Below are 21,450 nucleotides of genomic sequence, written 5' to 3' on the forward strand. Positions count from 1 at the left end.
TTACCTTGTTTCTAATCTACTGTACGAATGACGTTGAATCGCAGGCGCCCGTCCACCGGCGGTGGCGGCGCCGTCGGCCTCGACGCTTCGACCAGTATTCTTCTGTGCCGAGTGGAGACGATTGCCTTGAGTATTGCAGTGCCGGGGGACCAGTTCGATACGGGTGACGTCGACACGACTTCGCGGGGCCCGGACACCGCGCCGGGGAAGGGTGGGAACCGCCCGACGGTGTCGGTCATCATCCCGGCGATGAACGAAGCGAAGAACCTTCCCTATGTCGCCTACCGCATGCCGGACGGCATCGACCAGATCGTCTTCGTGGACGGCAACTCGTCCGACGACACGGTCGAGGTCGCCCGGAAGCTGTGGCCCGACGCCACTTTCGTCACGCAGACGCGCAGCGGCAAGGGCAACGCTCTCGCCTGCGGGTTCGAGGCCGCCACCGGCGACATCATCGTCATGATCGACGCCGACGGCTCCACCGACCCCGCCGAGATCCCGCGCTTCGTGGAGGCGCTGGTGGGCGGAGCCGATCTGGCCAAGGGCAGCCGTTTCGTCGCCCCCGGTGGCAGCACCGACATCACCGCTCTGCGCAGCCTCGGCAACAAGGGCCTCAACGGGCTGGTCAACCTCGTCTTCCGGACCGGCTTCACCGATCTGTGCTACGGCTACAACGCCTTCTGGCGCAGGCATCTCGCGCTGCTCGAGCTGCCGCCCACCTCCTACACGCGTCCGCAGTGGGGCGACGGCTTCGAGATCGAGACCGTCATCAACGTCCGGCTCGCGACCAGCGGCCTCGAGATCGTCGAGGTCGGCAGCTTCGAGGGGCCGCGCCTGCACGGCCGCAGCAACCTCAACGCCTACAGCGACGGCATGCGCGTGTTGCGCACCATCGGCCAGGAATGGAAGCACTGGCGTGAGGTGCGGAAGATCCGCAAGGCCACCGAGAGTGCCGACGTCCGCCAGCTGACGGCATGACCGCGACCGCGCCCGGTAGTCCTACCGGCGCGGCCCCCGGCAGCGACCCGATCGGCGAGACTGCGCCCAGGATCGACGACGTCGTCGATGCAACCCCGGCCACGGGCCGGAGCCTCGAGCACAACAGCATGGCGCTCGCGGTGTCGGCCCTCGTCACGGGTGTCGTGGGACTCGCCTACTGGGCGATCGTCGGGCGACTGTACCCGGCGTCCGAAGTGGGAGCGGCGTCGGCGGTGATCACGACCGCGACGATGCTGTCGGCCTTCGGCAATCTCAGCATCGGCGCACTGTTCGAACGGTTCCTGCCGCTGGCGGGAATTCGGTCGAAGTCGATGGTGTGCACCGGTTTCCTCGTCGGTGCCGGTTTCGGGACCGCCCTCGGTGCCGGATTCCTGTTCTGGGGCCCGATCGAGGAGATGTTCCACGGCCGGCTCGACGCCGCGCTCTTCCCGGCCGTCGTCGCGGTGCTGTCGGCCTTCGCCCTGCTCGACCACACCTCCGTCGGCCTGCGCGAAGCAGGCTGGGCGGCAACGAAGAACGTCGCCCACTCGGTGGTCAAACTCGCGGCGGTCGTCCTCTTCGCCTACACCGCCTCACGCCTGGCGATCGTGTGGACGTGGATCCTGCCGGCCGCGGTCGCCGTGGTGCTGCTCGGACTGCGTGTCGGGCAACGGCTCCGGCACCAGGAGAGCCGGGCGGACGGCTCCGACCTGCCGCCCCGCCGCGAACTCGGTGAGTTCCTCGTCGGCGCCTACGGCATCTACGTCGTGGGTGCGCTCGCACCGCTCGTGCTCCCGCTGATCGTCATCGACCGTCTCGGAGCCGATGCCAACGCCTATTTCGCGATCACCTGGTCGCTCGTCACCTCGGTCGTGGTGCTGCTGGCCATGCTGATGGGACCGTACGTCGCCGCCGCGGCTGCCGACGCCGACCGCACCTGGCAGCTCACCCTCCGTTTCCTCGCGATCCTCGGGCTCGTCGCCACCGGTGGCGTGATGCTGTTCGCCCTGATCGGTCCGGTGCTGTTGCGGATCGTCGGACCCGAATACGCCGACGCCGGAACACCTCTGCTGCACTGGGCGGCGCTCGCGCTCGTGCCCGCCGTCGTCTCCTTCGCCTACAACGCCGTCGCCCGCGTGCAGCGGCGGCTGCGGCTGGCGGTCACAGTGCAGGTCGTCAACGCCGCCATCGTGCTCGGCGCCAGCTGGGTGCTCATCGGCGACCACGGTCTCGTCGCGCTCGGAAAGGCCTACGTCGTCGCCGAATCCGTCTCCGCCGTGCTGCTGGTGGTCCCGCTGGTGCTGGCGCTGATCCGGATGCGCCGGGACGCTCAGCGGTCGGTGAACTGGATCGCGGACTCGGTGGGCGCGAATTCCCCGTCGTAGTACATCTGCTCGAGCACCTCGAAGTCCGGGGCGTACACCGCCACCCAGTCGATCTCGACGGACACCTCGTCGGCGCGCAGGTCCGACTCCTCCGCGCACGGTGCCAGGCCCCAGTCGACGCGCCGCTCGCACGACCCGCCCTCGGTCTGCATCCCCAGCCACATCGGCACGTCGGGGACCATCTCGTCGGAATGGGCCTCCGCCCAGACCTCACCGTCGAGCAGGAAACGCACGATCCCCGGGCCCCACTCGACACCGACGGTGTGCCAGTCGGAGAAGTTCCCCCAGGTGGACACCCCGTGCTTGTCGCGGCCGTCGGATGTGCGCCAGTGGAGGAAGGCCGACATCTCGTCCCGGAACCCGTCCACGCTCTCCGCGAAGTCGATCTCCGGCGGCCACTGATCGCTCTGCGGCCACAGCAGCATGTGGTACGAAATGTCGTCGCTGACGTCGGCGCGCATCCGGATCTCCCACCGCCCGTAGGTCTGCGTGACGGGGTAGTTCGACACCCCGCCGCTGACCCATCCGGAATCGGTTCGGACCGAACGCAACTCGAGGACGCTGCCGTCCACGCCCACCATCGACTCGTCCCACCAGCCCAGCGGATTGCCGCCCGGCTGGCCGCTGTAGGTGCCCCACGAGTCACCGAGTTCGCAGCGGTCGAAGTCGTCGGTGAAGATCTGCTTCCAGCCGGGAAGATCCCCCTCGGGCAGGGGCACTCCGCCGGCAGGCTGCGCGGCGACCGGGCAGTCGTCCGCGGCCGTGCCGGACGCGGTGGAACAGGCCGTCGCGGCGGCGAGGGTCAACGCGGCGGTCAGGCACGCAGTGGCCCGTGTACCGATCATGCGGCGAGTTCTCCGAATCGGACGAGGGTGAGGATCGCCGCGACGATCACCCAGACGGCCAGTGCGCCGGAGACGAGCCATGCGTCCCGGGTGCGGCCGATGGAACCGCTTGCGGGGACCTGGCGTTCGCGCAGGACCACGCCCGCGACCAGGAGCAGGCCCGCGACGACGAAGGAGATGATGGTCAGATTCATGAGCTTCCGAGGTCGAGGTGGGCGGCGTCGATCCGGCGCAGCACGATCGTCCCGTCGTGATCGAAGATCGAGACGTACTTCCCGCTGCCGAGGATCCTTGCGAACTGGGAGTTGATGTAGTCCTCCGACATACCGTACTGGAGGCGCAACATTCCGGTGCCCTGGGTGGTGACGAGCACGTACTCGGGGCTGCGCGCGAGCACACAGCCGGCGAGATCCTCGAGGCAGTCGTAGCTGTCGACGAAGATCAGGACCGGACCGGTGGGATCGAGGATCCGTCGCGGGCCGACGGCATGCGGGGCGTGGCTGAGCGGCATGATCTTCGACCGGGCGGGCACCTCGGCGATCAGTTCGTCGGTGATCTCGACCATCTCGGTGGTCGACACCTCGAACGACGCGTTCAGACCGCGGTTCGTCGTCAGCACGAGGGAGGTGGCGAGCAGCGCGATCGTGCCGGCCACGACGGTGACCCGGCGTCCGGTCGTCCCGATCCGCGGTCGGTCACCACGCCGGAGGTGTCGCCGGATCAGGGCCGCGAGGGTGGCGACCGCCAGCGCCGCGAACGGTGCGAGCACGGGCGAGGCCAGAACGAAGCACCGGATGATCATCTCGCCGCCGTAGCTCTGCAACGCGACGAGCGAGAACGGTGCGGCGCACACGAGTCCGGCTGCGAGCCAGGGCCGGCGGTGCCGGGACAGGATCCAGCCGACGAAGGCGACCAACGCGAACCCACCAGAGGCCGCGATGCGCAGGTACTGCATCTTCTGGTAGGTCGGGTCGCCCGAGAGACGGTTGCCGATACCGCGTTCGACGGCGTTGCCGACGTTGCCGATCTCGGCGATCAGGTTCTGAAGGTGCCCCATCCAGAAGTCGGTGGCGCCGTAGCTGAACCACGCGGCGAAGACGAGGCCGGCGGCGAGCCACAGGGTCCGGTAGCGGGTCGCGCCGACGATCGCGAAGCAGGCCAGCGCGATGATCGTGAGGATCGGGGTGATCTGGTGGGTCACCGTGTTCGCGCCGATCACCAGCAACAGGACACCACCGAGCACGGTGGTGCGGACGTGCCCGAAACCGGGCACCAGTCCGGGGGTCCGGCGCGGTGCGTTCAGCACGAACTTCCACAGGCCCGGCCCGGTGCCGGGCAGGGGTGCGCTGCGCAGCTGCCACAGCAGGGTGGCGAGCACCGTCGTGTACAGCACCAGCGCCACGGCCTGCGGCGCGAAGTAGTCCTGCTGGTACCAGTTGAACAGCTGGTAGAGGACTACGGCGAGCCAGGCGAGGCGGACCCGGCCGGTCACCACGATCGCAATGGCGTAGAGGGGGAACAGCAGCAGCCCGCCGAGCACGAGGGAGGCGCCGGCGAGGAACACACCGGAATCGGGGATGCCGGAGGCGATCACCATCTGGGCGCCCGCCGAGAAGAACGCGGCCCAGCTGAAGCGGGCGTCCACGGCGTCGGGGAGCACACCGGATTCGGCGAGCGTGGCGATGAAGCCACGGTGGACGAAGGAGGTGGGGACCGCGGTCTGCCCGGTCGCGACGGGCAGGAGCATCGTCGTGTAGGTGACGAGGACGAGCGAGGCGACCGCCATCACGATGTGGTCGACGCGGGTGCGGGTGAGCGCGAAGGCTATGGTCGCGCACAGGATCACGAGACCGGCGAGGTAGTACGGGCCGACCTCGGTGATGATCCCGAAGTGCCCGGCCGCGGCGTAGTCGAGGCCGCGGGCGGCGATCACGAACAGCACCACGGCTCCGACGAGCGCGGCGAGGCTGCCCGCCCGCTCCCGGGTCATCACCGCGATCCGCCCGGTAGCCCGCGTGGGGAAGACGTGGGGCACGGGCAGGGTCCTCGCGGCGATCCCGCACAGAGCCAGGGAGCCGACTGCGATCGTGGCCTGCCAGTACACCGGATGCCACTGGCCGAGCACCATCGCGAAGTGTGCGACGAGCAGCGTCGTCGACAGCGACACCGACACGGCCAGGGAGGCGCCGAGCGCCCGCCCCGGGATGCGGAGCAGGACCACGGCCGGCACACCCGGGATCACCACCGCGCCCGCCACCGCGATCAGCACGCGGATGGGCAGGGGGAGCACGGAGGCGGAACCGGTTGCTGCGAGGAGAGTCTGCAGTCCGAGCGCGGCCGACACGACGGCCGCGACGATCAGCGCGATACGCGGATTCCAACCGAAGCGGACCGGCGTCCGGAACTCGCCCTCGACGCCGCTCGTGTCCGGCAACGGGGGAGTGGGGGTGTCGGCCACCTTCACGTCAGATCGAGCCTTTCCACCCGCGCTCGGCGGCTCCGCAGGAACAGACAGGGACCGGCCACGTACCCCCACGCCTCGCGCAGCCGCAGCTCCCACGGCCATTCGCGGGGCAGGTCGACGTTCTTGGCGGAGGTCGGGGCGAGCAGCATGTGCAGGCCGCGCGGCAGGCGGCGGACGACGGCCCAGGCGCCGGACGGCCCGGACAGTACCAGCTTGGTCAGCGACGCGGCCATGCCCGTGCCGTAGCCGTAGGACTGGATCCGCAGGTCGTCCATGTTGTCGCGGTGGTAGTGCCGGACGATCGCGTGCGGGTCGTAGGCGATGGCCCAGCCGTCCAGGATCGCGGCGCGGAAGGCGTCGAGGTCCTCCCCGCCCCGCGTGGGGGTGCCGGTGCCGAGCCGTTCGTCGAATCCGCCGATCGAGACGAGCGCGGACCTGCGGAAGACCATGTTGTTGCCCGAGCCGCACTCGCCGGCGGTGAAGGGGAAGAAGGGGCCGTGCTCGCCGTAGGCGCCGAGTTCGTCGGTTGTGCCCTCGTGGCGCAGCGCCCAGATCGTGGCGTCGGCGCCCTTGTCGAAGATCTTCGCCTCCTCGAACCATTCCTGTTCGACGGTGGCGGCGGCGGTACCGAGAACCCGGCCGGTGACGATGCCGACGACGCCGTTCGTGTCGGCGGCGAAGGTCGACACGGCGTGGGCGACCCAGTCCGGATCGGGACGGGCGTCGTCGTCGGTGAAGGCGATCAGGCGGCCGCGGGCGTGGGCCGCGCCGCGGTTGCGGGCGGCCGAGACACCCGGCACCGGTTCCTCCACCACACGCAGACGCGGGTCGTCGATCTCGGCGACGAGGGCCGAGGCGAGTCCCTGCTGCGGCCGGTTGTCGATGACGAGCAGCTCGAGATTGCGGTGCGTCTGCGCGAGCACGGCGTGAACGGTGTCGAGCAGCGAGGGGCGTCCGACCGTCGCGATCACCACCGAGACGAGTTCGTCCTCGGTGACCGGACTCTCGGCGGCGGCGAGTCCGAGCACGGGCTGGGAGACCTGCGGGCGGCCGCCGGTGAGCGTGCGCGAGACGGTGCCGAAGGCGGTGACGAACAGGCCGAGCACGATCACGATCGCGCGGGTGAACGCCGACGGGGTGCCCGTGACCGTGCGGAGCAGGTTGCGGGCGATGCCGGTGGAGAGGGTGCGCAGCACGAAGCTGCGCTCCGACGACAGGCCGGCTCCGGCGCCGACCATCGCGGACAGGATCGCCTTCGAACGGCCCTCGTGCAGGCACCGGTCGGTGAAGTAACGCAGGTTCGCGCGCGAGCGCGGCACGTTGTGGTCGACCGCGAAGTCCTCGATCCGCACGATCCGTGACTCGGGGAACAGCCGCCGCAGCTCGATGCCCATCAGGGTCTCCTCGCAGCCGGCGGGCACCGAGCCCACCCGTCCGAGGCGGTGCGAGAAACCCCCGGCCTTCAGCAGGGCGTCGCGGCGCACCGCCATCGCGGCGCCGATGGGATTGCGGATCTCGCTGCCGTCCGGGGGAAGTCCCCGGTAGTCGCAGCCGACGACCCAGCCGAACTCCTCGGGGAACCAGGCGGGGGCCGCGCCGCTCTGCCAGCGGGGGTGGACGGCGCCGCCGATCGCGACCACGGTGTCGTCGGCGAAGGCGCGTCGCACGGCCTCGAGCCCGCCGGGGCGCAGGGCCGCGTCGTCGTCGAGGAACACCACGACGTCGGCTTCGGTCGCGGCGACGCCGGTGTTGCGGGCCCCGGACAGGCCGCGTTCCTCGCGGTTGGGGACGACCGTCACGCCCTCGGGAAACCGGTCGGTGAGCCAGTCCCGCAGGGATTCGTTGTGGTCGACGACGACGACGAGTTCGTCGGTCTCGGGGGACAACTGGCCACGGGCAGCGCGCACGGCGCGGTCGAGTTCACCACGACGATCGTCGCTGAAACAGCAGAGGACGACGGCGAGCCGCAGGCCCGGAGTGGTCTTCGATGTCAACGTGGAGCTCCGGGTCGGTCGGCGGACGGGACAAACACGGCCCTAGTAGGCAAGGCTTGCCTTATCCTAGCGGGAAATGGCCGAATCCGGGAAATCGGGTATCCGCCCGAGCAGGGCGAGCGGATCGGTCGTCGCGCGGTGCAGTGCCGCGCGCACACGGTCGGCGGGGAAGACGTTGTCGTGGAAGGACGCCACCACGATCACCCGATCACCGAAAGCGCTGGTGGTGAAGGTGATTCCCTCCGGTCCCGTCGGTTCGTTGTAGGCGGCGTAGAAGGGTCGTTCGGCGTCGATCCAGGGCAGACGGTCCACCAGGGGGCCCTGGCCCAGACTCGACTTGGTCAGGCTCGAGAAGAGGAGGCGGGCGCGCGGGAACCGCGGCCGGTGCCCGGGCGAGGGGAAGTCGATCCCGCGGTGCAGGGCCAGCCGGGCCCGCAGCGAACTCATCGCGAGATTGGCCACCGGCCGGCCCGTCGCGGCGGCGTGGTTCAGCGCGTCGTGGATCGCGCGTGGCGACGGCGAGGTGCCGACCTCGAAATCGAGACCCGCGACGAAGTTGCCGAGCGGTGTCCGGCCCGCCGGGAGGTAGCGGCGCACGTCGAAAGGGACGGAGATCGTCGGTGCCGGATCGATCCCCTCGGCACCCAGCGCACGGTGCAGGACGGTCGCGGTGACCGCGAACATCGACACCCCCGGTGCGTTCTGCTCGCGCCAGCCGCGTAGCCGCGCGTGGACGTCGTGCTCGAAGATCGCCACCGCACCCGCCCGCGACGGAGCCCAGGGCATCTCGTCGCGCTGCTCCGGCGCGGAGGAACCGGCGGTACGCCCGCCGTAGAGATGCCGCAGGGCCCAGAGCCGGCGCGGATCGGAGCCGAAGGCCCGGATCGCGGCGGTGGGCAGTCCGGATCCGCGTCGGCGGGTGTCCTTCCAGAGGGCGGGGTCCGTCGGGTCGAGCACGCCGAGCAGCGCCGCGTGGAAGCGCAGGGTCAGTTCGACCTCGCCGAGCCCGTGATTGTGGTCGGTGAGGACGTGGTCGCCGGCCAGCACGATGCGGGTGCGTTCGTCGGTGGGACGGAAGGACGGATCCAGCAGCAGCTCCGCCGCCGATTCCGGGCGGTCGGCGACGAGGATCTCGGGAGTGGCCGCCGGGTCGTAGAGCCAGCGGCGGGTCGTCGACGACGGCCGCAGCCCGAAGCGGGTGTGCGGACCGGCCTCGACGAGAGCACGGACGCGGTCGGCGACGACCTCGGGGTCGGGGACGGCCACGGGACCGATCGCGACGGTGACACGGGACCTGCTGTGCAGGACGTCCAGCGGACCGACCGTGACCGTGCGCGTCCCCGTGTGCGCGGCCCCGGTCATCCGCCGGCGAGGGCTTCGGTCTCGCGCTCGGCGCGGAAATAGTCGACGGTACGGGCGATTCCCTCGGCGAGGTCCACACGCGGCGACCAGCCCAGGACCTTCCTCGCGAGGCCCGAGTCCAGCGCCGAGCGGCGCACGTCGCCGGAGCGTGCCGGGTGCCGCTCGGCTTCGGCGGTGGATCCGGTGGCGCGGGCGACCATCGTGTGCAGTTCGCTGTCGCTGGTTTCGATTCCGGTGCCGACGTTGAACCGCATGCCGGATCCGGCGGTCCCCGAGGCCGCGACGAACGCCTCGACGACGTCGTCTACGTAGACGTAGTCGCGGGTGTTGCCACCGTCGCCGAACAGCTTGGTGGGGGTTCCGTCCAGCATGGCGCGCGCGAAGACGGCGACCACGCCCGCCTCGCCGTGGGGATCCTGGCGGGGGCCGTACACGTTCGCCGGGGCGATGTGCGAGCAGTCGAGGCCGTGGAGGGCGCGGAAACTTTCGAGGTACATCTCGCCGCCGACCTTACTGCAGGCGTACGGCGAGACCGGCGCGACGGGCGTGGTCTCCGCGATCGGGGGAACGGCCGCGGACCCGTAGATGGCGCCGCCGGACGAGGCGAAGACGATCTTGCGGGTGTCCGCCGCGAGGGCGGCGCGGGCGACGGCGATGGTGCCGAGGATGTTGGTGGAGGCGTCGCCGATCGGATCCTCGACGCTCACCCGCACGTCGATCTGAGCGGCGAGGTGGAAGACGACCTCGGGGGCGAAGCGCGTGAAGATCGGTGTCGGATCCTCGCGGCGGATGTCGAGCACTTCGAGATCCGTGCTGCCGTCGGCCAGGGCCGCGGCGAGGTTGCTCTCGCGACCCCGGCTGAGGTCGTCCACCACGAGTACACGATGACCGTCCGCACGAAGCCGGTCGACGAGTGTCGATCCGATGAATCCGGCGCCGCCGGTGACCAGCGCATGCACGGGCATCTCCGTTTCTCGGTGCGAGGGTGCTCGGAGTGAGCGACCAAGGAAGTTTAGGCAAACCTATCTTCCCACGGCGCATCCGCTGACCTGTCATGCTCCTCGAGGGTTCGTGATGTGTCGAACCTCATAAATTGGGAGTTGTCCTAATTTGCGAAGATTTGTCATGGGTTGAATCACCACAACTGCTAGCGTCCCCCGTAATCGATCTTGAAATTCGTGCGGTTCCGATTGGTGGGACCCGCCCCGGCACTGGGGGTTGCAGATGGCAGCAGATGCGGGTGGGCGTCGGACGTCGTCGCGGAACCGGTTCCGAGGGGTGCTCGCCGCCCTCGCCGCGGTGCTCCTGCCCGTCGGTGCGGCGGTGGCGACGGCTCCGGTGGCCCAGGCCTTCGAGATCGGGCAGGTCCTTGACTCGAACGGTCGGTGCCTCGACAACAAGTGGGGTGTGACGACCAACGGCAATCCGGTCCAGGTGTACACCTGCAACGGCTCGGCCGCACAGTCGTGGAGCGTCGAGGCCGACGGCACCGTGCGGGTGCAGGGCAAGTGCCTGATGCCCCGGCAGGGCCGGCTGAACAACAACACCCAGGTCGTGATCTCCGACTGCACCGGCGCCGCCGTCCAGAAGTGGACGGCGGGCGGTGTCGGCACCGTGAAGCCGCAGGGCAACCAGTCGCTGTGCCTCGAGAACTCGGGAGGCGCGAACGTGGACGGGAACCCCGTGGTCCTGCGCAACTGCACCGGAGCCCCGGCCCAGGTCTGGCAGTACGCGCTGCCGACCGATCTGTCTCCCGCCCAGCCGCCCGCTCCGGCACCGCAGCCGGTCGCCGCGCCGTCCGGCGTCTCCGCTCCCCGTGGCAACCTCTCGGGCTGGCGGCAGATCTTCGTCGACGAGTTCACCAAGGACGCACCGGTCGGCAGCTGGGCCAACCTCTGCGATCCGAACCGCATCGTCTACACGGGCGCCGAAGGACAGAAGTGGCGCACCTACCCGAGTTGCTATCTCGACACCTACCAGAAGCGGCCGTACCGACCCGACCAGGTGCTGTCGGTGCAGAACGGCGTGCTGAACTTCGCCCTGCACCCGGTCGACGGCATGCCCGCCGGTGCGAATCCCTCGCCGCTGATCGACGGGGCGTCGCAGTACCAGACCTACGGCCGCTACAGCATCCGGCTCAAGGTCGACAACCCGAACCTGCAGGAGTACTACATCGCCTCGCTGCTGTGGCCGCAGTCCGAACGGTGGCCGGCGGACGGCGAATTCGACTTCCCCGAAGGGGGACTCGCCGGAACGGTCAGCGGGTTCCATCATTACGCCGGCGTGGGTGCCTGCGCGGGCTGCCAGCTCGAGGCTGCGTTCACCGGGGCGCGCTTCACCGATTGGCACACCTACACCATCGAGTGGTCGCCGGGCCGCGTCCGCTACCTGCTCGACGACCGGGTGGTGCTCGACAGCACCGACTGGGTGCCCTCGACCCCCATGCGGTGGCAGATCCAGGTGGAGACCAACGGCTACGGCTCGAACTCCGGGAACCTGCTCGTCGACTGGGTCTCGGTGTGGGCCTACGACCCCGCCGCGCGGTGATACGCACGATCACCAGCGGGGCGTCCGTGCACTCGATGGTGCCTCCGTTTACGTAAACTTCACCGACACTCCTCGTCCGCGGCGAGCGGAATGCCCGGATCGGCACTAGCGTCAGGAATGTAGGCGGCGCAGGTGCCGACTACGCGGGAGGTCCCTGATCGTGTGGCTGACTCAGTCCGAGCGAGGGGGCCGGCACCGGGCCTCCGTGGTCGCAACGACACAGGGGACCGCCGGCCCACCGAACAACGTCCGGGCGGTGCCCTCCGGGCCGAGGAGCCTCACGTGAACGCAACACGCTCCGTCCCCACCCGCTCCGTCGACGCCACCGGCGCCACCGCAGCGAAAGAATCCGATGTACGCACCTACGTGCTGGACACCTCCGTGTTGCTGTCCGATCCCTGGGCGGTCACCCGGTTCGCCGAACACGAAGTCGTCCTTCCCCTGGTGGTCATCGGTGAACTCGAGGGTAAACGCCATCACCACGAACTGGGATGGTTCGCCCGCGAGTCGCTGAGGTTGCTGGACGATCTGCGGCAGCGGTACGGACGCCTCGACCAGCCCGTCCCCATCGGCGACGAGGGCGGCACCCTCCACGTGGAGCTCAACCACACCGACCAGGCGGTCCTGCCCGCAGGATTCCGCACCGACACCAACGACTCCCGGATCCTCGCGTGCGCACTGAACCTCGCCACCGAGGGACGCGACGTCGTGCTCGTCAGCAAGGACGTCCCGCTGCGCGTCAAGGCCGGCGCCGTCGGACTCGTCGCCGACGAGTACCACGCCCAGGACGTCGTGAGCTCGGGCTGGACCGGCATGACCGAACTCGAGGTGGACCGCGCCCTCGTCGACGAACTCTTCGAGGCGGGCGTGGTGGACGTCGACGACGCCCGGGACCTCCCGTGTCACACGGGAATCCGTCTCCTCGGCGGCACCTCCAGCGCACTCGGCCGCGTCACCCCCGACAAGCGGGTGCAGCTCGTGCGGGGTGACCGCGAGGCGTTCGGTCTGCACGGACGGTCCGCCGAACAGCGGGTCGCGCTGGACCTGCTGCTCGACGAGTCGGTGGGCATCGTCTCCCTCGGCGGGCGCGCCGGCACCGGCAAGTCCGCACTGGCCCTGATGGCCGGTCTCGAAGCGGTGCTCGAACGCCGCACCCATCGCAAGGTGGTCGTCTTCCGTCCGCTCTACGCCGTGGGCGGGCAGGAACTCGGCTACCTCCCGGGCAGCGAGGCCGAGAAGATGAATCCCTGGGCGCAGGCCGTCTTCGACACCCTCGAGGGCCTCGCCAGCCCGGCGGTGATGGACGAGGTGATCAGCCGCGGGATGCTGGAGGTCCTGCCGCTCACACACATTCGCGGCAGATCGCTGCACGACTCGTTCGTGATCGTCGACGAAGCGCAGTCGCTCGAACGCAACGTGCTGCTCACCGTGCTGTCCCGGCTCGGATCCGGATCGCGGGTCGTGCTCACCCACGACGTCGCCCAGCGTGACAACCTGCGGGTCGGGCGGTACGACGGTGTCGCGGCGGTCATCGAGAAACTCAAGGGGCACCCGCTGTTCGCGCACATCACGCTTACGCGCAGTGAACGTTCCCCGATAGCGGCGCTGGTGACGGAGATGCTCGAGGAGAGCGCTCCGGGCGCCTGACGCCGCAGAGCCGAAACGACGCGTCCGTCGGAAAAACCTTCCGGCGGACGCGTCGTCGTGTCACTCGCTCTCGCCGAGCGGTCCGAGTTCGGCGTCGAGGACCTCCTGCACGACGCGCATCGCCGCGAGCCCGGCGGGGGCGCCGCAGTAGGCGGTGCAGTGGACCACCGACTCGACGATCTCCTCACGGCTCAGGCCGTTGCGGAGGGCGCCGCGGACGTGGCCGCGCAGTTCGTTCTCGGCGCGCAGTGCGATGAGCATGCCCAGGTTCAGCAGGCTCCGGCTGCGCCGGTCCAGGCCCGGACGCGACCACACCGCGCCCCAGGCGTGTTCGGTGACGAACTCCTGCATCACCTCGGAATCGGTCCCGCGGGACCGCTCGAAAGCACGCTCGACGAAGTCGTCTCCCATCACCTCACGGCGGATCTCCAGACCCTGCGTGAAACCGGGATTGTGCTCGGCGTCGGACACTGTCTCGCTCCCTGCTCGTCCGTCGCCGAACGGCTCGGCGACGGACGAGAGTCTATGCGGGCGCCCGGTGCCCGGGAGTCAACGCTTGCCGAGTGTGGCGCGCAGCACCCCGACCACGGTGCCGCGGAGGAAGGTGAGCATGTCGAAGTGGTCGTCCCACAACGTGATCCGGCCGTCGCGCACCTCGAAGGTGCCGCATACCCAGAACTCGATGCTCACCGGACCGAAACGCAGGATGTCGGTGCGTTCGGTGAGGACGGTGCCGCCCTCGGCGGCGATGTGGTGCACGACGACCCCGAAACCCACCGACGGTTTCGCGAGGCCGGCGAGGATCCGCCGTACCTTCGCCCCACCGCGGATGGTCGGCAGCCCGGTGTTGCGCCATGCGATGTCGTCGGCGACCAGGGACGAGGCGTGGCCGATGTCCCCTGCTGCCATCGCGACCAGGAAGTCCTCGACCACGGTGACGGCCGTGCTGTCCGTGGTGCTCGATGTCGTCATCGTTCCCCCTCGGTGATCGGTGCGTCGCATGGTAGCGACCGCGGGCACCGGTCGCGACGGGAAATCCCATCCCGCCGAATCCCGGGAAACGCGGGGTGCGCCGGAGAGGAGTGGGGCACCCTGGGAAACAGGAATCCGTCCTCACGTCGACAGGAGCGAAACGATGAAGCGAATTCCTCGGGGGCGAGCGGCCGTGGTGGCCGCCGCGGCCGCGGTGGGGCTCGTCGCCGCGGGATGCGGCGACGACAACTCGGCCGAGGACACGGTGGCCAGTGCGACCAGTGCCGTCGGATCCGTCGCGGAGAGTGTGGGATCGCAGGCGGAGAGCGTGGTCGAGTCGATCACGCAGGGTGACGATTCACCGCAGGCGGACGAGCCGGCGGCGGACCAGACCAGTGCGGTCCCGGGTCCGGACGGCGAGGAAGTCGAGCTCAGCGGACCGATCCTCCTGAAGTACAACGAGGTCGGTGGCGTGTCGAGCCCGCTCGGACCGGCGACGGGTGAGCAGGATGACGTGGGCGACGGTTACGTCGCGGAGTTCGAGGGCGGCATCATCGCGTGGAGTCCGGACACGGAGGCCCACATCGTATGGGGTGAGATCCGGACCGCTTGGGAGGCCGCGGGTGGTGCCGGTGGCGATCTCGGCTTCCCGATCAGCGACGAGGAGCGGACTCCCGCGGGTGCGCGCAGCAACTTCCAGTTCGGCTACATCACCTGGGAGAACGGTGAGACGCAGGTGGTGATGGACGGGCCGTGAGGTGCCCCGATGAGGTGACCCGGTAGGGCCCTCGTACACGTCGACGGTCCGAGTGAACCGGGTTCACTCGGACCGTCGACGGTCGGGCATCGATCAGCCGAACAGGCTGTCGACGATGAGGCCCAGGCCGTTCAGCGTGTTGGTGATCGAGTCGAGGATGCCGGCGCTGACCAGGTCGATGCTGCCGAGCGGGATCAGGATGAGGGTTTCGAGGGAGCCCATGTTTTCCTCCGTGAGGCGGGGCGACGCCGTCGTGGCGCCGCCGAAGAAACTGTGGATCTCGACGGTCGTCGAGTACGCGAGGGGACCGGGGGAGTCCGGTTCACGCAAGAGATCCGGGTCGGTACCCGGACCCGATCAGAAGTCCAGCGAGCTGGACAGAACCCCGAGCAGGTGCGACAGCGAGCTGATGGCCTGGCTGTCGGCGAGCAGGCCGATGATCGACTCGATCGATCCCATGTTCGTCTCCTTCAAGACAGAGGGAGGCACCCGACGCACATGCGTGGGGCCCGTGACATTGGAAAGTTCACGTATCGAGGTACGTGAACTTAGGCGATGCTAACAGCACTTTTGTCCCTTTTGGCAAGAACTGTCCCGCTGCGTGTCCGAATCGGGGTATCCGGAGACGAGCATCACAGCGCGCGGCCCCGACCCGCAGAGGTCGGGGCCGACGCGTGCTCTGCCGTCAGGACTCCTCGTCCACCCGCGTCATCGCCAGCACATCGAGGCGGCGGTCCAGTTCCTCCTCGCTCAACCGGTCGCCGACGAGCCCGCGGTCCACCACCGCCTGACGGATCGTCTTCTTGTCCCGCAGCGCCTCCTTCGCGACCGCGGCGGCCTCCTCGTATCCGATCGCGGAGTTGAGCGGCGTCACGATGGACGGCGACGACTCGGCGAGCGTGCGCAGATGCTCCTCGTTCGCGATCAGACCGCTCACGCACCGGTCGGCGAACAGCCGGGAGACGTTGGCCAGCAAGCGGATCGACTCGAGAACGTTGCGGGCCATCATCGGGATGTAGACGTTGAGCTCGAAGGCACCGGCGGCACCGCCCCACGCCACCGCGGCGTCGTTCCCGACGACCTGCGCGGCGACCTGCGTGACGGCCTCGGGCAGAACGGGATTGACCTTGCCCGGCATGATCGAGCTGCCCGGCTGCAGGTCGGGAAGCCTGATCTCCGCGAGACCGGTGAGCGGCCCGGACCCCATCCAGCGGATGTCGTTGGCGATCTTCGTCAGCGACACCGCGATCGTGCGCAGCGCCCCGGACAGCTCGACCAGACCGTCGCGAGCGGCCTGCGCTTCGAAACGATTGCGGGCGGGCCGCAGATCGGACAGTCCCGTGGTCTCGACGAGCACCGCCACCACCCGCGGTCCGAAGTCCGCCGGGGCGTTGAGGCCCGTGCCGACCGCGGTCCCGCCGATGGGGAGCTCACCCAGGCGGGGGAGCGTCGCCTGCAGCCGCTCGATCCCCGCCTCGATCTGGCGGGCGTAGCCACCGAACTCCTGCCCGAGCGTCACCGGCACGGCGTCCATCAGGTGCGTGCGACCGGACTTGACGACGGTCCCCCACTCCTCGGCCTTCCCGGCGAGCGCACCGTGGAGGTGCCCGAGGGCGGGAACGAGGTCCTTGACCGTCGCCTCCGTCGCCGCGACGTGCGTCGCGGTGGGGAAAGTGTCGTTCGACGACTGCGACATGTTGACGTCGTCGTTCGGGTGGACCGTCACCCCGGCCTTCGCGGCGAGCGACGCGATGACCTCGTTGGCGTTCATGTTCGAGCTCGTACCCGAACCCGTCTGGAAGACGTCGATCGGGAACTGGTCGTCGTGCTCACCGGCGGCGATCGCGTCGGCGGCGGCCACGATCGCCGCGGCCTTCGCCGGGTCGAGCAGACCCAGTTCCTCGTTCACGCGCGCGCAGGCGCTCTTGAGCAGACCGAGCGCGCGGATCTGCGCGCGTTCGAGACCACGACCCGAGATCGGGAAGTTCTCGACGGCACGCTGGGTCTGGGCGCGCCACAAGGCGTCGACCGGAACCCGGACCTCACCCATCGTGTCGCGTTCGATACGGAACTGCTGAGAAGACTGTTCGGTGTCGGTCATGTCCTCCACGTTAGGTCGCCGGAACGCGCGAGGAGGGGCACTGCACGAAGAACTCGTCGCAGTACCCCTCCTCGCAGGAGCGGCGGTGCCACAGTACCGCTCCCGCAGGAGCGGCGGTGCCGCAGTACCGCTCCCGCAGGAGCGGCGGTGGAATTCAGAGCCGCGGTGCAGTCGGACCGCGAAGGATCACGGCATGGGCGGCTGCGAGCCGTCGACCCCGTGGAAGTCGATCGACGAGAACTCGCTGAGCTTCTGCAGCCGGTGGTACGCCTCGATCATGCGCACCGTGCCCGACTTGCTGCGCATCACGATCGACTGCGTCTCCGCGCCACCGGCGGTGTAGCGGACACCGCGCAGCAGCTCACCGTCGGTGACACCGGTTGCGCAGAAGAAGATGTTCTCGCCGGTGACCAGATCGGTGGTGGTGAGGACACGGTCGAGATCGTGGCCGGCGTCGATCGCCTTCTGACGCTCGGCGTCGTCCTTCGGCGCCAGGCGGCCCTGCAGCGCACCACCCATGCAGCGCATCGCGGCCGCGGCGATGATGCCCTCGGGGGTACCACCGATGCCGAGCAGCATGTCGACACCCGAACCCGGACGGGCCGCAGCGATGGCGCCGGCGACGTCACCGTCGGCGATCAGACGGATGCGGGCACCCGCCTCGCGTACCTCCTTGATGATCTGCGCGTGGCGCGGACGGTCGAGGATCGTCACGGTCAGGTCGCCGTGCGCGATGTTCTTAGCCTTCGCGACGCGGCGGATGTTCTCCGCGATCGGGGCGGTGATGTCGATGACGTCGGCGGCCTCGGGGCCGACGGCGATCTTCTCCATGTAGAACACGGCGGACGGATCGAACATCGCGCCGCGCTCGGCGACGGCGAGCACCGCGATCGCGCCGGGAGCGCCCTTCGACATGAGGGTCGTGCCGTCGATCGGATCGACCGCGACGTCGCACAGCGGGCCGTCGCCGTTGCCGACCTCCTCGCCGTTGTACAGCATGGGCGCTTCGTCCTTCTCGCCCTCACCGATCACGACGACACCCTGCATCGACACCGAGCTCACCATGTGCCGCATCGCGTCGACAGCGGCACCGTCGCCGCCTTCCTTGTCGCCGCGTCCGACCCAGCGGCCTGCCGCCATCGCCGCGGCCTCTGTGACGCGAACCAGTTCGAGTGCGAGATTTCGGTCCGGAGCTTCGCGGCGTGGGGTGCTGGCCGTCATGGGCTACTGCCTCCTGAGAATTTACGGTCGACGCAGTGCGTCGGCAGCGGAGCGGCCACCGGGGGCGGCCGCACGATCCGTGTGTGTCGCGTGGCTATTGTCTCACCACGGCCGTTCGTGCGGGCTGTCGGATCCGACCGCCTTCACCGTCGCCTCGGTGCAGCTGTCAGACTGGACGCGTGGCATCCAACAAACCTCGCATTCTGCAGGGCACGCGCGACATGATGTGGTCGCTGGTCGCGCTGCTCGTGCTGTGCATGCTCATCGCTGCGATCGCCAGCCAGTGCGAATTCAAGCCGGGTGGTCCCACCGCCGGGCCGGCGCCGACCTTCGACATCGACGCCGGGCTCGACTACGACGCGAAGGAACTGGGGTTCCCGATCCGCCACCCCGAGGTGCCCGAGGACTGGCAGCCGAACTCCGGTAGCCGCAGCATCATCTCCGGCGCCGAGGGCGGCGACTCGAGCACCGTCGGGTTCATCACCCCCGGCGGCCGCTACGTGCGGTTCACGCAGTCGGACGCCGGTGAGGACGAACTCGTGCGGTTCGTCGCCGGCGGACCCCGCACCGCCACCGACGTCCGTGCGATCGACGGCCGCGACTGGGTGGTCTACGGCGGCGAGGACGTCGAGGCGATCTGGGTGTCCGACTTCGGGGACGTGCGCATCCTGATCGGCGGATCCGGCGATCAGGAGGAGTTCACGCTCCTCGCCGCGGCGGCCGGCCGGGCGGAGCCGCTCCAGTCCTGACGCCGCGTTGAGCACTGTTGCGCTGAGCACTGCTGCGCTGGACACTGCCGCGCCGGACTCTGCGGCTCCGGCCCGACCCGCCACAGGTCATCACTCGTCGAAGTCGTCCTCGTCCGTGTAGTCGTCCTCGTCGACCTCGGCCAGCACCCGCTCGACGCGTTCCCGCGCCCCCGCGAGGTGCTCCTCGCAACGCTTGGCGAGCGCCTCGCCGCGCTCCCACAGCTGCAGCGAGTCGTCGAGGTCGAGGCCGCCCTGCTCGAGCATCTTCACGACGTTGACGAGCTCGTCGCGCGCGCGTTCGTAGCCGAACTCCCGCACGTCGGCATTGGGGTCACCCGCCGGAGTTCCGGCCTGCGTATCGGTCACTGTCCTCGTCTTCCTACCGTTCGTGTCCCATGACGGCTGCGCGGGCGGCACCGTCGGCCACCCGCACCCGCAATTGTGTGCCGATGGGCATCTCGTCGAGCGCGCGCACCACCTCGGGGTCGCCGCCCGGCACGATCCGCTGCACCACCGCGTAGCCACGCGCCAGCGTCGCGGCCGGTCCCAGCGTCGCCAGGCGGGCGCCCAGGTGTTCCAGGTCCGACGACTCGGCGGCGATCAGCCGCCCCACGTCGCGTCGCCCCGCCTCCCGCAGCCGGTCGATCTCGTCGTACCGCCGGTCGAGATCGCGGAAGGGCGCCGCCAGCACCGGGCGGCCCCGCAGCTGCGCGATCACGTGTTCCTCCCGGCGCACCCAGTTGCGCAGCGCCGCCGCGGACCGGGCCCGCAGTTCGTCGACGAGGTCCTGCTCGGCGACGGCGTCCGGCACCACCAGCTTGGCGGCGTCGGTGGGGGTGGCGGCCCGCAGGTCGGCAACGTGATCGCAGAGCGGACTGTCCGGCTCGTGCCCGATCGCGCTGACCACCGGTGTCGTGCACGCCGCGATCGCGCGGCACAGTGCCTCGTCGGAGAACGGCAGCAGGTCCTCGACGCTGCCGCCACCGCGGGCCAGGACGATCACGTCCACGTCCGGGTCGGCGTCGAGCGCCTCGAGGGCGTCGATGATCTGCGGTACCGCCGTCGGTCCCTGCACCGTGGCGTGCCGGACGTCGAACCGCACCGCCGGCCAGCGGCGCCGCGCCACCGACAGGACGTCGCGTTCGGCGGCGCTGCCACGGCTGGTGATCAGCCCGATGCGCTGCGGCAGGAACGGCAGGGGGCGCTTGAGCCGGGGATCGAACAATCCCTCCGCCGCCAGCAGCGCCCGCAACCGTTCGAGTCGTGCGAGCAGCTCACCGATACCGACGGCCCGGATCTCCGTCACCCGCAACGCCAGGCTGCCCCGGCCGGGCCAGAACGTCATCTTGCCGAAGACCACCACCCGGCTGCCCTCGGTGAGCGGCACCGGCGCCTGCTGCAGCAGCTGCGGTGAACAGGTCACCTGCAGCGACATGTCGACCGAGGGGTCGCGCAGGGTCAGGAACGCCGTGCGTGTCCCGGGCCGGGCGTTGATCTGCGTGATCTGTCCTTCGACCCAGATGGTGCCGAGCCGGTCGATCCACCCGGCCACCTTCTGAGCCACGGTCCGCACCGGCCACGGCTGCTCGGGGGAGTTCGGCCGTCCGGCCTGCCCTTCCGTCACTTGTTACGCGCGGTCGAGATCCGGTTGGACAGCATCGTCACGAACGGAGGACGCGCGGCGTGGGAGTTCTCGTAGTCGAGCAGCGTCGTCAGTTCCTCCACCGAGAGCGTGCGCAGGCGGGCGCGCAGCTGGGCGAGGGTCAGCGAGTCGTAATCGAGGTACTCGACGATCTCGGGACGGTCGCCCGCGGCCTCGGCCGCCGCTTTCTTCGCGGTGGACGTGGCCTTCTTCGCGGTGGACTTCGTGCCGGCCGTCTTCTTCGCGGCCTTCCGGGCCGGGGCCTTCGGTGCCGCGGCAGGAGCGCTCGCGGCATCGCCGGTGGGCTTCGCGCCGGAGTCGCCGTTCTCCGTCGCCGGCGGGATCGAGTACAGGGCGAAACGCCCGGTCGCAGCATGGGGGGTCTCGGCGCCGACCTTCGTGGCGGTCTCGGTCGCCGTCGTCCGGGGCGTGGTAGCCGGCGCCGCACCACCGGAGGTGTCGTCGTCGAAGGTCGCCCATCCGGCCGTCTCCTCCGGCGCGGCACCGAAGATCTCGAAGACCTGGTCGCCCTTGATCGCCAGCGAGGTCAGGACCTGCTGCACACGCATCGTGGTCTGCAGGATCTGGCTGACCGTCGTCATCGGCAGCGACACGGCGGTGCTCGGCAGTTTGAGGGTCTCTTCGTATGCGGTGACTGCCACGCCGGCAGCCACCCGCGCCAGGAACGGAGGACGGATCATGCCCCAAGCCTGCACGAAGATCGTCCCGATTGGTAGCGGAGAACACAGCGGAGCTGCCGGAGCAGAGGAGCCCGCCACCCGTACG

General features: G+C 69.7%; 20 protein-coding genes. 6 read left to right on the top strand and 14 right to left on the bottom strand.

Annotated features, from left to right (window positions below; all coding sequences use genetic code 11):
• The first annotated feature begins 138 nt into the window (after positions 1–138).
• Together OED52_RS05190 and OED52_RS05195 are read left to right on the top strand one after the other, a co-directional pair.
• Entirely contained in the window at positions 139–978 is an 840-nt protein-coding gene (locus OED52_RS05190; RefSeq protein ID WP_413247745.1) for a glycosyltransferase family 2 protein, read from the top strand.
• A complete protein-coding gene (locus OED52_RS05195) occupies positions 975–2,363 on the top strand; it encodes a lipopolysaccharide biosynthesis protein (RefSeq protein WP_264153617.1) in 1,389 nt (462 codons plus the stop codon). Before OED52_RS05190 ends, OED52_RS05195 begins: the two co-directional genes overlap by 4 nt.
• On the opposite strand, the gene OED52_RS05200 is transcribed toward OED52_RS05195, so the two are convergent.
• The 6 genes from OED52_RS05200 to OED52_RS05225 form a co-directional block, all read right to left on the bottom strand.
• Positions 2,309–3,208 carry a glycoside hydrolase family 16 protein gene (locus OED52_RS05200; RefSeq protein ID WP_264153618.1) on the bottom strand — a complete coding sequence of 300 codons (900 nt, stop codon included), beginning with the start codon at positions 3,206–3,208 and terminating at the stop codon, positions 2,309–2,311. The two genes, OED52_RS05195 and OED52_RS05200, sit on opposite strands and share 55 nt — an antisense overlap.
• Positions 3,205–3,402 (bottom strand): hypothetical protein, encoded by a 198-nt coding sequence (locus OED52_RS05205; RefSeq protein ID WP_264153619.1) that lies wholly within the window; start codon positions 3,400–3,402, stop codon positions 3,205–3,207. Before OED52_RS05205 ends, OED52_RS05200 begins: the two co-directional genes overlap by 4 nt.
• Positions 3,399–5,672, bottom strand: coding sequence for a hypothetical protein (locus OED52_RS05210; protein WP_264153620.1), 2,274 nt, complete (start codon positions 5,670–5,672; stop codon positions 3,399–3,401). Before OED52_RS05210 ends, OED52_RS05205 begins: the two co-directional genes overlap by 4 nt.
• On the bottom strand, positions 5,669–7,666 hold the full coding sequence (locus OED52_RS05215) for a glycosyltransferase family 2 protein (protein WP_264153621.1): 1,998 nt from the start codon (positions 7,664–7,666) through the stop codon (positions 5,669–5,671). Before OED52_RS05215 ends, OED52_RS05210 begins: the two co-directional genes overlap by 4 nt.
• 66 nt (positions 7,667–7,732) lie before the next feature.
• Positions 7,733–8,932 (bottom strand): hypothetical protein, encoded by a 1,200-nt coding sequence (locus tag OED52_RS05220; protein WP_264153622.1) that lies wholly within the window; start codon positions 8,930–8,932, stop codon positions 7,733–7,735.
• A 92-nt stretch (positions 8,933–9,024) separates the two neighbouring features.
• Positions 9,025–9,987 (bottom strand): NAD-dependent epimerase/dehydratase family protein, encoded by a 963-nt coding sequence (locus OED52_RS05225; protein ID WP_264154584.1) that lies wholly within the window; start codon positions 9,985–9,987, stop codon positions 9,025–9,027.
• Between the two features lie 265 nt (positions 9,988–10,252).
• Between OED52_RS05225 and OED52_RS05230 the strand changes: the two genes are divergently transcribed.
• Positions 10,253–11,575 (top strand): ricin-type beta-trefoil lectin domain protein, encoded by a 1,323-nt coding sequence (locus OED52_RS05230; protein WP_264153623.1) that lies wholly within the window; start codon positions 10,253–10,255, stop codon positions 11,573–11,575.
• 282 nt (positions 11,576–11,857) lie between these two features.
• Positions 11,858–13,222: a PhoH family protein gene (locus OED52_RS05235; RefSeq protein WP_413247717.1), complete on the top strand. Its 1,365-nt coding sequence runs from the start codon at positions 11,858–11,860 to the stop codon at positions 13,220–13,222.
• 60 nt (positions 13,223–13,282) lie between these two features.
• Here the strand turns inward: OED52_RS05235 and OED52_RS05240 are convergent, their stop codons facing one another.
• Together OED52_RS05240 and OED52_RS05245 are read right to left on the bottom strand one after the other, a co-directional pair.
• Entirely contained in the window at positions 13,283–13,633 is a 351-nt protein-coding gene (locus tag OED52_RS05240; RefSeq protein WP_413247746.1) for a carboxymuconolactone decarboxylase family protein, read from the bottom strand.
• A gap of 138 nt (positions 13,634–13,771) precedes the next feature.
• A complete protein-coding gene (locus tag OED52_RS05245) occupies positions 13,772–14,194 on the bottom strand; it encodes a limonene-1,2-epoxide hydrolase family protein (protein WP_264153625.1) in 423 nt (140 codons plus the stop codon).
• 163 nt (positions 14,195–14,357) lie between these two features.
• On the opposite strand from OED52_RS05245, the gene OED52_RS05250 reads away from it, so the two are divergent.
• Positions 14,358–14,951: an LGFP repeat-containing protein gene (locus tag OED52_RS05250; RefSeq protein WP_264153626.1), complete on the top strand. Its 594-nt coding sequence runs from the start codon at positions 14,358–14,360 to the stop codon at positions 14,949–14,951.
• Positions 14,952–15,044: 93 nt separating this feature from the next.
• Here OED52_RS05250 and OED52_RS05255 read toward each other — a convergent pair whose 3' ends face one another.
• The 3 genes from OED52_RS05255 to glpX form a co-directional block, all read right to left on the bottom strand.
• On the bottom strand, positions 15,045–15,173 hold the full coding sequence (locus OED52_RS05255; RefSeq protein WP_264153627.1) for a hypothetical protein: 129 nt from the start codon (positions 15,171–15,173) through the stop codon (positions 15,045–15,047).
• Positions 15,174–15,636: 463 nt separating this feature from the next.
• The gene (locus OED52_RS05260) at positions 15,637–17,052 is read right to left on the bottom strand and encodes a class II fumarate hydratase (protein ID WP_264153628.1); all 1,416 of its coding nucleotides are present in this window, start codon (positions 17,050–17,052) and stop codon (positions 15,637–15,639) included.
• 186 nt (positions 17,053–17,238) lie between these two features.
• A complete protein-coding gene (gene glpX / locus OED52_RS05265) occupies positions 17,239–18,273 on the bottom strand; it encodes a class II fructose-bisphosphatase (protein WP_264153629.1) in 1,035 nt (344 codons plus the stop codon).
• Between the two features lie 179 nt (positions 18,274–18,452).
• On the opposite strand from glpX, the gene OED52_RS05270 reads away from it, so the two are divergent.
• Positions 18,453–19,022, top strand: coding sequence for a DUF4245 domain-containing protein (locus OED52_RS05270; protein ID WP_264153630.1), 570 nt, complete (start codon positions 18,453–18,455; stop codon positions 19,020–19,022).
• Positions 19,023–19,112: 90 nt separating this feature from the next.
• On the opposite strand, the gene OED52_RS05275 is transcribed toward OED52_RS05270, so the two are convergent.
• From OED52_RS05275 to OED52_RS05285, 3 genes are read right to left on the bottom strand one after another with little or no spacing between them, the layout of a single operon-like run.
• Positions 19,113–19,388 carry an exodeoxyribonuclease VII small subunit gene (locus tag OED52_RS05275; protein WP_264153631.1) on the bottom strand — a complete coding sequence of 92 codons (276 nt, stop codon included), beginning with the start codon at positions 19,386–19,388 and terminating at the stop codon, positions 19,113–19,115.
• 13 nt (positions 19,389–19,401) lie between these two features.
• Positions 19,402–20,646, bottom strand: a complete 1,245-nt coding sequence (xseA, locus tag OED52_RS05280) for an exodeoxyribonuclease VII large subunit (RefSeq protein WP_264153632.1) — start codon at positions 20,644–20,646, stop codon at positions 19,402–19,404.
• Complete coding sequence (locus tag OED52_RS05285; protein ID WP_264153633.1) at positions 20,643–21,365, bottom strand: lipid droplet-associated protein; 723 nt, start codon at positions 21,363–21,365, stop codon at positions 20,643–20,645. Before OED52_RS05285 ends, xseA begins: the two co-directional genes overlap by 4 nt.
• Positions 21,366–21,450 lie beyond the last annotated feature (85 nt).

Source organism: Rhodococcus sp. Z13, assembly GCF_025837095.1.
GTDB lineage: Bacteria > Actinomycetota > Actinomycetes > Mycobacteriales > Mycobacteriaceae > Rhodococcus > Rhodococcus sacchari.

Excerpts from the sequence above, each read along its gene's own strand:
- OED52_RS05195 (WP_264153617.1), top strand. The coding sequence starts at position 975 with ATGACCGCGACCGCGCCCGGTAGTCCTACCGGCGCGGCCCCCGGCAGC.
- OED52_RS05200 (WP_264153618.1), bottom strand. The coding sequence starts at position 3,208 with ATGATCGGTACACGGGCCACTGCGTGCCTGACCGCCGCGTTGACCCTC.
- OED52_RS05205 (WP_264153619.1), bottom strand. The coding sequence starts at position 3,402 with ATGAATCTGACCATCATCTCCTTCGTCGTCGCGGGCCTGCTCCTGGTC.
- OED52_RS05230 (WP_264153623.1), top strand. The coding sequence starts at position 10,253 with ATGGCAGCAGATGCGGGTGGGCGTCGGACGTCGTCGCGGAACCGGTTC.
- OED52_RS05240 (WP_413247746.1), bottom strand. The coding sequence starts at position 13,633 with ATGGGAGACGACTTCGTCGAGCGTGCTTTCGAGCGGTCCCGCGGGACC.
- OED52_RS05245 (WP_264153625.1), bottom strand. The coding sequence starts at position 14,194 with ATGACGACATCGAGCACCACGGACAGCACGGCCGTCACCGTGGTCGAG.
- OED52_RS05250 (WP_264153626.1), top strand. The coding sequence starts at position 14,358 with ATGAAGCGAATTCCTCGGGGGCGAGCGGCCGTGGTGGCCGCCGCGGCC.
- OED52_RS05255 (WP_264153627.1), bottom strand. The coding sequence starts at position 15,173 with ATGGGCTCCCTCGAAACCCTCATCCTGATCCCGCTCGGCAGCATCGAC.
- OED52_RS05260 (WP_264153628.1), bottom strand. The coding sequence starts at position 17,052 with ATGACCGACACCGAACAGTCTTCTCAGCAGTTCCGTATCGAACGCGAC.
- glpX (WP_264153629.1), bottom strand. The coding sequence starts at position 18,273 with ATGACGGCCAGCACCCCACGCCGCGAAGCTCCGGACCGAAATCTCGCA.
- OED52_RS05285 (WP_264153633.1), bottom strand. The coding sequence starts at position 21,365 with ATGATCCGTCCTCCGTTCCTGGCGCGGGTGGCTGCCGGCGTGGCAGTC.